This is a genomic window from Desulfogranum japonicum DSM 18378 (assembly GCF_000429945.1).
In the GTDB taxonomy this organism is placed as follows: Bacteria; Desulfobacterota; Desulfobulbia; order Desulfobulbales; family Desulfobulbaceae; genus Desulfogranum; species Desulfogranum japonicum.
In genome coordinates this window covers 85409-97458 of sequence record NZ_AUCV01000014.1, presented here as the reverse complement: position 1 = coordinate 97458, position 12050 = coordinate 85409, and the positions used below count along the sequence as shown (strand labels likewise).

Here is a 12050-nt window from a genome sequence, read left to right as displayed (position 1 = left end):
CCCATGAAGATGTTACCTCACCCACAAAATCCCCTGACCCTTGCCGAAAAGACCGGCATGCTAAGTATCGGCTTGGCCATGGTGCTGGCATTCCTGCATCCTTTCTGGTCCCTGATCCCCCTGTGTTTGTTTCTCCTTGTCTGCGCATGGGCACCATTCCTCTCCACAGTGGGATTTTACCTGCCAGTGATCAGCCGTGGTTCCAGGCAGGCACGAGATATTGCGCTCACTTTTGATGACGGCCCCTCTCCTCTTTCCACCCCTGTGGTTCTGAAACTCCTTGCACGCCACAATCTCACTGCAACCTTTTTCCTCATAGGTAAAAAAGCACAGCAATACCCGGAGATAGTCAAAGAGATTTTACGTCAGGGGCACAGCATCGGCAACCATTCCTGGAATCATGATTATACGCTCATGCTGCGGACACAGCGAACCATCGCAAGCGAAGTAAGAAAAACCCAATATGTACTGAGCCAGCTTGGTTCCAGGCCGGTCTTTTTTCGCCCTCCTGTCGGTATCACCGGGCCACGCTTAACAAAAGTACTCGTCCGAGAACAACTTACCGCTGTCTCTGCCAATTGCCGTGCGTATGACAGGGGAAACAGAACCGTACGTGCACTTGCGGCAAAAATTACCAGATGCCTCCAACCTGGCTGTATTATCCTGCTCCACGATATCGCGCCAGATGAAGAGGACCGTTTCCTTGAATGGCAAACAGAACTGGACCGTCTGCTACAGGTGGTGAGCACAACCCACACGGTTGTTCCCCTTGAAGAACTTGTAAATTCCTCTACGGAAAATAGATGCTGACCCAAATATTTCAAATACCGATACCCTGTATTTGTCTGCAGGGTATCTTGAATACTGAGATTTTTCGTTCAAGGTCAGGTAAACGCAGGCTCCGAGGCATGAGAGAAAAATTCCGCAGACATATAGTTGATATCGGAGTCTACGCTTACCTTTGAGGATGTTTTTTTAAGTATAACCCCTGAGATTGGACGAAAAAGCAATTATTCAAGATGGCCTGTAGATTGTCTGTGGTATAGTCATGTATGCTGAGGGTAAGGACATTGATGGGAACCTTGAATAAAACAGCCAGGAAAAACGTGAAAAACACCATGAAACAATATCTACCTGTTATACAGGCCAACTGGTCCTGGAAAGCCGTATTCGCCATGCTCAATCTCACCTGTTGCCTGTATTCTCCGGCAGCCCATGCCGCCTTCGACACATCAAAAGATAACTGGGCTCTCCTTGGAGGATATGGTCAAAGCGTTCCCGACTGGGGCCAAACCACCCAGCGCGTGGAAACTCTGGATATTATCCCTCGCTACAATCACATCATCTTTGACAATATCGGCTCAGGATGGTACAGGGGCTTTCACTCCATACTGTTGGAGTTACCTGTTTCTGTTGTAGTCAGCCCGGATACCTCCGCCATGGTGGGCATGAATTTTCTGGCCACCTACACCTTTACAGCAAACACCGTCTGGAAACCATACCTGTTCGGTGGTGGTGGGCCGGTGTATAACTTTGCAGATATCCCTGGCATGGGAGCTGACCTGAACGGCAATTACCAGTTTGGAGCAGGTCTCAAATACCACAGTATATCTGAACATGATTTACTATTTGAAGTTCGCTATCACCATATTTCCAATGGCGGCAGTGAGGAACCCAATGATCCGCTGAATTCGTGGAAAGTTTTATTCGGCGTTTCGTTTTAATCTAACGACTCATAGAGCAAGTGATTCAGCAGAGAACTTCCCAGTATTTATACCTGTTTACAGTTTTAACAGTATTTGTATTATGACAGAGCAAGAACAAAGCGTCACCAACGGCATTGCCACTGTCAGCTACCAGGCTGGCAACGACGGCAGGCAACAGTTGATATCCGGAGATATGTGGCAACCGGTAAATATAGTCAACCGGCAAGCCTGGGACGCAATCGAAAAACAGATTCAGCACACCAGAGAGAAAATCCATCGTGGCAGCTGGAGTTGCCTGCGCTATTACATGGTTATCAACCACATGGATACAGGATTGTTGGCCAAGTACAGCAATCAGCTCCGAATTGTCGTCTACCTGCACACCCTGCCCCTGTTTTTTAAACGACTGGGAACCGGTACCCTGCAAAAATATGCTGACATCTTTGATGTCACGGTCGAAGATCTGCAGCAGGGAAAACTGCGAGCACCAGTTTATGGCACAGAACAGGGAGAGGAACATGCAGCCTGTTGATTTTACCCATTCCCAATCTGCCCATTGCGAGAGCGGCGTATGCAGCAACCTGCTTACCCACAAGGGGTTGCCCATGTCCGAAGCCATGGCCTTTGGAATGGGGGGAGGCCTCTTTTTCGGCTACCTGCCCTTTATCCGCCTGCATAACCTGCCCCTGGTAACCTACCGTGCTGCTGCCGGAGGCATCCTGAAACATTTCGCCAACGCTCCCGGGTTCACCATGCACCAGAAGCAATTCAGGGATAAAGAACAGGCAGTGGCTGAGCTGGATGCAGCCCTGGCGCAATCCATTCCTGTGGGCCTGCAGACAGGGGTTTTCTGGCTTCCATATTTCCCAAGGGCACTCCGCTTTCACTTCAATGCCCACAATCTGGTAGTGTATGGCAGAGAGGGCGACGATTACCTGGTAAGTGACCCGGTGTTTCCCACGCCTGTTCGCTGTCCCGTCGCAGACATGACCCGGGCCCGTTTTGCCTCTGGAGCATTGGCTCCCAAAGGGAAAATGTATTACTTCACTCAAACGCCGCAAACCATTGATCACCATCACTTCATCACAGAAGGTATCCGCTTTGTCTGCAAGCTGATGATTGGCTCACCTTTTCCTCTTATCGGTGTTAAGGGAATTCGTTTTCTGGCCAAGAGACTTGAGAAATGGCCACACAAATTAGGAAAAGAAAGAGCTGATCTGCACCTGGGCCATGTGGTACGCATGCAGGAAGAAATCGGCACAGGTGGCGGTGGATTTCGCTTTATGTATGCGGCCTTTCTCCAGGAGAGTGCAACGCTTCTCCAGGACCCGTATCTTGAACAATGTGCTGCCCTGTTTACCCAATCAGGCGATACCTGGCGTGCATTTGCAGCATCTGCGGCAAGGGTTTGCAAGGACCGTCCACGGGAAGAAGACACTTATCAGGCCATGGCTGCCACATTGCGGGAATGTGCGGCAAAAGAAGAACAGGTTTTCTCCAACCTGCGTACATGGCTGGATGATCAGCAATAATATGCGGCCCAGAAATACCTCGCAAGAACAAGGGAACCCTTTACCGGCTCTTGAGGCCAGAGAAATATGCAAACAGTATCGAGGAACCAGCTCCCCTGCACTGGATAACCTTACACTCACCATCCAGCAGGGTGATTTTTTCGGTCTGCTGGGAGTCAATGGCGCTGGCAAGACCACTGCTGTGTCCATTTTTTCAGGCCTTGCCCTGCCTGATACAGGTACAGCCACGGTACTGGGTTATGACGTAGTATCCCAGGCCGGAAAGATCAAACAACTGACAGGACTGGTACCTCAGGATATAGCACTCTATGACCCCCTGACCGCCTGGGAAAATCTCTCCTTTTTCGGAAAGCTCCAAGGGTTGCGTGGTGCCACCTTGCAGCAGCAGATCGAACGTTCCCTTACCGTTGCAGGGTTGGTTGAACGTGCCAGGGATCAGGTGACATCGTTTTCCGGAGGCATGAAACGGCGCCTGAACCTGGCTGCAGGCCTGATTCACCAACCACAGGTTCTGATCCTTGACGAGCCCACTGTCGGTGTGGATACCCAGTCCAGACACATGATCCACAATGCCCTGCTGGAATTGAACAGCCAGGGAACCACTATCCTGTACACCGGCCATTACCTGGAAGAAATTGAAAAACTCTGCAGTCGCATCGGCGTCATAGATCACGGTAAAATGATCGCCATGGGCACGCCACAGGAACTACTCCACAACTCGAATCATAAAAACCTGGAAGAATTGTTCCTCCAGCTCACAGGCAAACAGGTGCGGGATTGATGAAGTTGTTTGTTGTTGCAGCCAAGGAATTACTGCTGCTGCGCAGGGACCGGGCCGGCCTGGTGGTCCTGTTTCTCATGCCTGCCATCCTGGTGGTTATCATTACCCTGGTGCAGGAAAATGTGATGGCCCTGACAGGCCAGAAACCAACCACCATGCTCCTGCTGGACATGGATCAGGAGCAACTAGGCAATATTATCCGGCAACGATTGGAGTCCCTGAACATTGCACTCACCTCCTGGTCAACCACCGAGCATACAAGGGAAGACCTGGTTACAGCAGTACACTCAGGAGACTATCAGTTTGGACTGATCATACCACAAGGCACATCTGCTGCTCTCCAGGAAAAGGCGAGGCAGATAGCTGGCGCCGCAGGTTCCACGCAACAACCGGTCACTGATGACCCCGTACAACTCTCCATGGTGATTGACCCTACCCTCCTGCCGTCGCTGCGCAACGGGGTTACAGCACAGCTTGACATGGCAGCGGAGCTGTTATCCCTGCAATATACAATGGCATGGATACAAAGGAGTTTAGCTGAAGGCGTGCCATCGTCCACCGATTTGACTCCTCCTCCCCCGCAACAAGCAGAAACAACCAGCCAGCAGAATAATCCGGCACAGCCCCTGCTCACCTTTACCGAGACCTCCACCCTGCAGGAACAACAGCTCCCGGCATACAGCCCGACCCAACAGAATGTTCCGGCCTGGGCCCTGTTCGGCATGTTTTTCACAGCCATCCCCATTGCAGGCAGTATTCTCCAGGAGCGTAACTCCGGAATCATGGCCAGACTGGTATCCTCACCGGTTTCCCAGGCTTCGTTTCAACTGGGTAAGGTGGCAGCATATATCGGGATCTGCCTCAGTCAGTTCATGGTTATCTGCCTTATCGGTATGTATCTGTTTCCGTATATCGGGCTTACCCCTTTTTCCCTTGGCGAACAACCATTGGCAGCCCTGCTCGTCGTCCTGTGTAGCGGGCTGGCAGCCTGCGGATACGGGTTATTGCTGGGAAATCTCTGTTCAACGTATGAACAGGCATCCACGGTTGGCGCTACCACCGTTGTGGCTGCTGCCGCGCTGGGAGGTATCATGGTGCCTGTATATGCCATGCCCAGTACCATGCAACAGGTAAGTCAGCTCTCCCCCCTTAACTGGGGTCTGACAGCCTTTCAGAATCTGCTTGTCCGGGGCAATCCCCTCACTGCGGTCGCTGAAGATCTCGGTAAGCTCGTAGCTTTTTTCATCCTCTCGAGTTTTCTCTCCTGGTTGATCAGCTCCCGAAAAAGACTGCGTTAAGAAGTATCCGTCTAAAAAAGAAATGCAGGTCAATGGACCTGCATCTGTATATTGAGCAAAAATGTAATGGAATCTTTTGAACAAGAACTACTTGAATTGATCTGTACCACCTGTAACCTGGAGATGCCGGAGATACAATACTTCAACACACATGCCCCACTCATCGGCCCGGAGTCCGTGTTAGGCATAGACTCCATCGATGCCCTTGAAATTGCTGTAACCGTCCAGCAGACTTACGGGGTCCGCATGGACAATGAAAACTCCAGCCGAGATGTATTACAGTCGCTGGCTACCCTGTCTTCATATATTCAAAAAAACATCTGAGCATACATGATGCGTGTGACGCACCCTACCTGCTTACGTGATACATAGAAACACAGACGGGAGGCCGGCTGTGTGTAAACAAAGAAATTATCTACCAAAAAGTCTGCTGATAACGAGACAGTAGGGTGCGTCACAGGCACCACACCTCGCAGCGTTACACTTCAGGATACGGGAAATCCTCAAGGTCCATCAACTTGGCGAAACGCTGTTTTTTTATTGTTTTTTCATCATGGTATTCCACCAGCTTGGCCATAATCTCCAAAACCTGTTCATCGGTTAAATTTCTGCCGATTCTTTTACCGATTTTAGGATATGGTCCACCTTTTCCACCAACAAAAAATTCAAATCCATCCCTTGTGGCAACTATTCCCATGTCTGTGGTTTTAGGACTGGAACAGCACATATTACAGCCTGCAATGGCAATCTTGAATTTGCCTTTGGTTTTCTCTCTGCCTGCAAAAGCTGCAGTTATCTTCTCACTCATTGCCAGGGTATCTGCCACCCCGAGATTACAATGATTCATGCCAACACAGACACGGGGCAAAGGAAATTTGCCAGGTCCTTTTAACTGCAGGCCCAAATCAAGCAGACGCTGTTTAATGGACTCCAGAGATTCTTCAGGTACATCGATCAGTCTCAGGTTCTGCGCAGTGGTCAGGTAGATACCTAAAGAAAAATCCTCTGCAATTTTCTGAATCTCTTTCATCACCGCTGGACGAAGACGTCCGCCTGGAAACATTACAGTTACACTTGGCTGAACTTTGGTTGTCATTTTTTTCTCCTCTATGATACGGCCCGACTCAGTCAAACTATAAATACAGGTCGGGTGTGCCGACATTTTTCTTTGTGGTCAACAGTTACTCGCTGGGAGTCTCGCTCCTCGCTTACCTACCCAATTTTTGCTTTGTGTTCAAATCTTTATCCTCGAAGGTAAACGCAGACTCCGATATCAACGCTATGTCTGTGATAACATTAATCGCAGATCTTAGGGCCGCTGAAAATAATAATTCTCCGAACTTTTACAACACGCCTGCTCATAAAGAAAAGAAAAAAAACCTCTATAGCTATCGAAAAATATACGAGATATGGCATACTATTACTACAAACAAAAGTTACTGCTCAGTTTTGCTCAATAAGCAACAGTATCTCAACGATCAGGTATCTGTTGTTTGGTGGATTGCTCCAGGAGCAACATATTCTCCCGGAAACGAAGCTGCTTCACATGTAATCCCGCTGGAGACTTTATCATGACGTCAGTCTTACCATTTATCTCATGGCAGCACACATACTGCTATCAACCATTTTCTTACTTCAGTACATTGATATCTCCATTCGTTGCATGTTTCCTGATTCCAAGGACTGCTACTCAAAGGATGAACATAAAACCACAACTCAAAACTAATTGAAATATCAGCGTTGTTGACCCCGTGATCAGTTACGTGAAATTGACACGATTATTGAACGACAGGCAAACCGTACCATGGGAATTACAAAAGGCGGATCAGATAATCTGCTTCGTTCCATTGTGCGTAATAAAACAGGTTATATGTATCTGGCCGGATCGAAAAAATATATAGCGAAAAAAAACATCTCTATCTTGTGTCTGTCCACAAATGAAGATTTTTACTCAAATTTAGATCAACGAGGAACGAGACTCCGAAAAGACCCATTTATAGACAGGCACTATCTAGGTCTCTTGAGTTACTCAACGTATCCGGACATCGCCAAAAAATACATGGATTATGCAATTTCAGTCCAAAACCAGGCGATCGCTCTCAAATATGTGTTTTTATAAATCGGAACAGGATCCATGCTAAAAAAATACTTTTCAGAGTCCATCATACGAATGATGGCCTACCTTATAGGTCTCATCATTATTGTAACTCTAATTAATGGATATGGCAGCTATTATCTCAACCGTTTTCATTCAAAAATAGTTATCAGCACCATTAAAAATGAAGAGAACAGACAAAGAATTACAAATATAATTTTTCGGGAATTACTGATTATACAGAATGAATACAACAAGATGCTTATTACTGACTCAAAAAAACATATAGAGTTACTGCAAGATAGCATTACTTATCGCCTTAAACACGCGCAAGATGCATTATCCACTCTTAATACAGGAGGAATATTTACAGATGAAATCAAAGCAAACTCCTACAACATAGATGAATACGTAGAGACAATTGAATACACAAAAGAAAATAAAGATCACGAAGAAATAGATATTGTCAATACTGAAAAAAAATTCAAAGAACTTAAAGGGATTTTTTCACAAACTTTTGATTTAATACCGATAAGCATCAACGTAACTAACAAAAAAATACAACATGAACTCTCAATTTTATCAGAAAAAATTGAAAATTCTTTAAAGAAGATACAAGAAGATGCTGCAAAAATATACTTCCAAAGCAATAAAACAAAAAACAAAGCTGAAAAAAAACTTTATGACACAGAAAATTTTATTGGTAAAACGACGTTTTTCTTGAACATCATTTCCTGGATTGCAGTTGTTATCTTTTCCTTTTTCATATCTGTTAAAATATACAGAATAATCAAAAGACACAAAGAAATCGAGAGAGAAAACCTGAAAGCCTATGAAGCTCTTCTCGCCATAATTGACGGAATACCTGTTGGTGTAGTATTAGTAAATTCAGATAAAAGCGTTATGCAACTCAATGAAAAAGCAGCAAATATACTACGATACGACAGCTTCGAGCAAGCGAAGCAAGCCCTGGTCGGAAAAGAATGTGACAACATTTTTTACAACACTGATATCAATTTATGGCCAATCTCTTCCAACAGTGCCACAGAGAATCAATTCGAAAAAGAATATAGCTTTGAACCTAACCATGAAGATGACCATACCATAACCATATTACTAAGTGCCATCCCTCTTATCCTTGATACTGAACAGGTACTCATGGTAGTATTTATTGATATCACCGAAAGAAAAGAGAATGAAACCAAATTGAAAAGGGAAACCGAGCGCGCCAACGAAATGGCAGAAAAAGCCATAATTGCGGAAGAAAAACTGAAAGCATACACAGAAAATCTTGAAGAGATTGTTTTTGAGCGTACCAAAAAGCTCCAGGAAGCATTGGATAATTTGCAAAATACCCAGATGCAGCTCATACAATCGGAAAAATTAGCTGCCATTGGCCAGCTCGCAGCTGGCATAGCCCATGAAATAAACACACCTATTCAGTATATTGGAGATAACGTACGTTTTTTTCAGGACGCATTTCAAGATATCTGCACATATACCAACGCATGTCGTCGTTTGTCTCAAGAACATGAAAACCTTACCATTGATTCACTTGTCAGTCAGCTCGAACAGAGTATGGAAAATGCAGATCTGGAATACCTGGAAGAAGAACTCCCCCAAGCAATAGAGCAAACTCTGGAAGGAGTGGAACGGGTCTCTAAAATCGTTCTCTCCATGAAAGCATTTTCCCACCCAGGTGCAGACGACAAAACCCTGGTCGACATCAACAACGCTCTGGAAAATACCATTACCGTATCGCGCAACGCCTGGAAATATGTTGCAGAAATGGAAATCGACTTTGACAAGAATCTTCCATTGGTATCCTGCCTGCCAGGGGAGTTGAATCAGGTCCTGCTTAATTTGATAATCAATGCTGCACAGGCCATAGAGGAAGCCTCTGCAAAAAAAGAAAATTACAAAGGCCGAATCCACATACAAACCAAAACAGAACAAGACCATGTGATCATCTCCATCAGTGACAATGGATCAGGAATACCCGAGGCAGTGCAAACCAAAATTTTCGATCCGTTTTTCACCACCAAGGAGGTGGGCAAAGGTACCGGACAGGGACTGGCCATATCCAGGTCTGTTATCGTTGATAAGCATCATGGCAAGCTATCATTTGAAACAAATGAAAACGGCACCACCTTTTTCGTTCAACTTCCAATACATTTGGAAGCGATGTAATCAGTTACAGTTAAGGAGTACCCAGTGACCAGCGACGCAAAAGCCTGCACAAATCGCATTCTGTTTGTTGATGATGAACCTCATATCCTGTCTGGATTAAAACGCATGCTGCGCAGCATGCGCCGTGAATGGGACATGCACTTTGCTGAAAGCGGGCAGAAGGCATTGGAGCTTATGGAGCAATACACCTTTGATGTACTTGTAACGGACATGAGAATGCCGGGCATGGACGGCCCGGAACTTCTCTCAAGGGTGATGGAACTGCATCCAGATGTTATCCGTATTGTGCTTTCCGGTCACTCAGACCAGGAAATGATCCTAAGGTCTGTGTATCCTGTTCACAAATACCTTTCCAAACCTTGTCCGCAGGAGGCACTGATATCCACAATCCAACGGTCCTGCGCATTGCGCGATCTGCTGGACAATCCCCAGTTGAAAACAGTCATCTCAAAAACAGGTACTCTTCCCAGTCTTCCAGACCTGTACATCAAGGCTGTTGATGAAATCAATTCCCCTGAGGGTTCTATCAAAACTGTTGGCAAGATCATAGAGCAGGACATAGGCATGTCTGCAAAAATTCTGCAGCTGGTCAACTCTTCGTTTTTCGGTTTACCACGACATATCTCCAGCCCCGCTGAAGCTGTTGTGCTGTTGGGATTTGACATTATCAAAGCCATCATCATCGGCATTGATCTTTTCTCCAAATGGGATAACGCCGACATCACCCTATTTAAAATTAATGATATTTACAGGCACAGTCTCAGTACAGCTGCCATAGCAAGAAAAATTGCAGCTTCAGAAGAGATGGAGCCCCTGTCAGTGGATTGTGCGTTCATGGCAGGTTTGCTGAGGGATGTGGGGAAGCTGGTGATAGCGATGAACTTTCATGAACTATTCACCCAGGTTACCGATCTCTCAACCCAAAACGAAACACCTTTCAGTGAAGTGGAAAAACAGATACTTGGAACTACCCACGCAGAAATTGGCGCCTATCTCCTTGGCCTGTGGGGATTACCAGACAGTATCATCGAGGCGGTTGCCTATCACAACAATCCTGAATATTTATTAACCAATGAAATCAATGTGCCACTTGTTGTATATCTTGCAAAATTTGTAGATAAATATGCTTTGGACATCGAGGAAGACGAGCTCTATGCCAAACTCCAGCAAAAAATTGACATCAAATTCGACATTCGAGCTCAATTCCCCCATTGGATACAGATTGCTAAAGACGTGCAGCGTGGAGCCTCCTGAGCCTAAGGAAAAAAGCAAAACAATGGAAGAAAAAATTCTCTTTGTCGATGACGACCCCAACATTCTCCATGCCATAAAACGTCAACTACGCAAACGTTTCCCCCTGGAGATTGCCACTGGTCCAAAAGAGGCGTTGCAGATACTTAAAGAGAAAGGGCCGTTTGCTGTCATTGTTTCCGACATGCATATGCCGGTAATGAATGGCATTGAATTACTCACCAAAACAAAAGAACTGTACCCGGATATGGTTCGCCTGATGCTCACAGGCAATGCAGATCTGGAAACAGCAATGAATGCCGTAAACAATGGTCATATTTTCCGATTTCTATTGAAACCGTACAATCAGGCAACGTTTATAACATCACTGGCGCTGGCGCAAAGGCAATACCGACTGATTACAAGCGAAAAAGAACTCTTACAGAAAACACTCAAGCAAAGTATCAACGTACTTTCTGAACTCCTTGGCGTTGTTCACCCCCTGGCCTTCAGTTCCGCTGGCAGGATAAAAAAATATGTAGTCCATATTGCAGAGCAATTACATCTCCCCGGCCTCTGGCAATATGAAGTTGCCGCCCTGATGTCGCAGATTGGTTTTATTACCATCCCCTCAGAGATCTTGAAAAAGCATTACAGAGGACTGGAACTGACACAGGAAGAACAATCCATGATCAATGCCTGCCCTGAAATTGCTTCAAAAATGCTGGAAAAAATTCCCAGACTTGAACAGGTCACACAGATGATAGCCATGCAGCAGCTTCGATACGATAACTACAATGACGATATTCGCGAGAACGAATTTGACGAAGTCATCATGGGGGCCCAGACACTGAAGGCAGTCATTGATTTTGACATTCTCCTGTTCAGGCAATCCGACATAGCAGAAACGATTAAATTGTTGCGAAAACGGAAAGGAGTCTACAATCCGAACATCCTTGATATACTTGCTACCGCACCTGTTGTACAGAGTGAACGAACCATTTCTGTTCGCATCAAAGATATGATACCAGGCATGATCCCGGTGGATGATGTCTTTGCAAAAAATGGAACCCTTATCATCCCCAAAGGCCAAGCTATCACTCCAGCGCTTTTGCAGGGATTAAAAAATTACGCTGCACAGTCCGGTATTGTCGAACCTATAAAGGTAGAACTGGAAGCCGACGCAGAATAAAGATCGCTTAGAAAGACTATCTAAAA

The 12050-nt window shown here is 46.0% G+C and carries 11 protein-coding genes; 10 read left to right on the top strand and 1 reads right to left on the bottom strand.

Annotation, left to right across the window (positions count from 1 at the left end):
- The first annotated feature begins 3 nt into the window (after positions 1 to 3).
- The 7 genes from G493_RS28500 to G493_RS0108610 all read left to right on the top strand — a co-directional run bounded on the left by G493_RS28500 (position 4) and on the right by G493_RS0108610 (position 5641).
- Positions 4 to 810, top strand: a complete 807-nt coding sequence (locus G493_RS28500) for a polysaccharide deacetylase family protein (protein WP_051309147.1) — start codon at positions 4 to 6, stop codon at positions 808 to 810.
- Between the two features lie 263 nt (positions 811 to 1073).
- Positions 1074 to 1724 carry an acyloxyacyl hydrolase gene (locus G493_RS28495; protein WP_051309146.1) on the top strand — a complete coding sequence of 217 codons (651 nt, stop codon included), beginning with the start codon at positions 1074 to 1076 and terminating at the stop codon, positions 1722 to 1724.
- 82 nt (positions 1725 to 1806) lie between these two features.
- Positions 1807 to 2238, top strand: a complete 432-nt coding sequence (locus G493_RS31980; protein WP_051309145.1) for a hypothetical protein — start codon at positions 1807 to 1809, stop codon at positions 2236 to 2238.
- Entirely contained in the window at positions 2225 to 3238 is a 1014-nt protein-coding gene (locus G493_RS0108625) for a BtrH N-terminal domain-containing protein (protein WP_028580052.1), read from the top strand. Before G493_RS31980 ends, G493_RS0108625 begins: the two co-directional genes overlap by 14 nt.
- Before the next feature lies 1 nt (position 3239).
- Positions 3240 to 4019: an ABC transporter ATP-binding protein gene (locus tag G493_RS0108620; RefSeq protein ID WP_051309158.1), complete on the top strand. Its 780-nt coding sequence runs from the start codon at positions 3240 to 3242 to the stop codon at positions 4017 to 4019.
- On the top strand, positions 4019 to 5317 hold the full coding sequence (locus G493_RS0108615) for an ABC transporter permease (RefSeq protein WP_051309144.1): 1299 nt from the start codon (positions 4019 to 4021) through the stop codon (positions 5315 to 5317). Before G493_RS0108620 ends, G493_RS0108615 begins: the two co-directional genes overlap by 1 nt.
- 66 nt (positions 5318 to 5383) lie before the next feature.
- On the top strand, positions 5384 to 5641 hold the full coding sequence (locus G493_RS0108610; RefSeq protein ID WP_028580049.1) for a phosphopantetheine-binding protein: 258 nt from the start codon (positions 5384 to 5386) through the stop codon (positions 5639 to 5641).
- A gap of 154 nt (positions 5642 to 5795) precedes the next feature.
- Here the strand turns inward: G493_RS0108610 and G493_RS0108605 are convergent, their stop codons facing one another.
- Entirely contained in the window at positions 5796 to 6413 is a 618-nt protein-coding gene (locus tag G493_RS0108605) for an NAD(P)/FAD-dependent oxidoreductase (protein WP_028580048.1), read from the bottom strand.
- 1038 nt (positions 6414 to 7451) lie between these two features.
- Here G493_RS0108605 and G493_RS31975 point away from each other — a divergent pair.
- Genes G493_RS31975 through G493_RS0108575 form a run of 3 tightly spaced genes read left to right on the top strand, consistent with a single transcriptional unit; the run spans position 7452 to position 12024 of the window.
- Positions 7452 to 9602, top strand: coding sequence for a PAS domain-containing sensor histidine kinase (locus G493_RS31975; protein WP_051309143.1), 2151 nt, complete (start codon positions 7452 to 7454; stop codon positions 9600 to 9602).
- A 24-nt stretch (positions 9603 to 9626) separates the two neighbouring features.
- On the top strand, positions 9627 to 10856 hold the full coding sequence (locus G493_RS28480; RefSeq protein WP_035274018.1) for a response regulator: 1230 nt from the start codon (positions 9627 to 9629) through the stop codon (positions 10854 to 10856).
- A 22-nt stretch (positions 10857 to 10878) separates the two neighbouring features.
- On the top strand, positions 10879 to 12024 hold the full coding sequence (locus G493_RS0108575) for an HD domain-containing phosphohydrolase (protein WP_028580045.1): 1146 nt from the start codon (positions 10879 to 10881) through the stop codon (positions 12022 to 12024).
- The last annotated feature ends 26 nt before the right edge of the window (positions 12025 to 12050 follow it).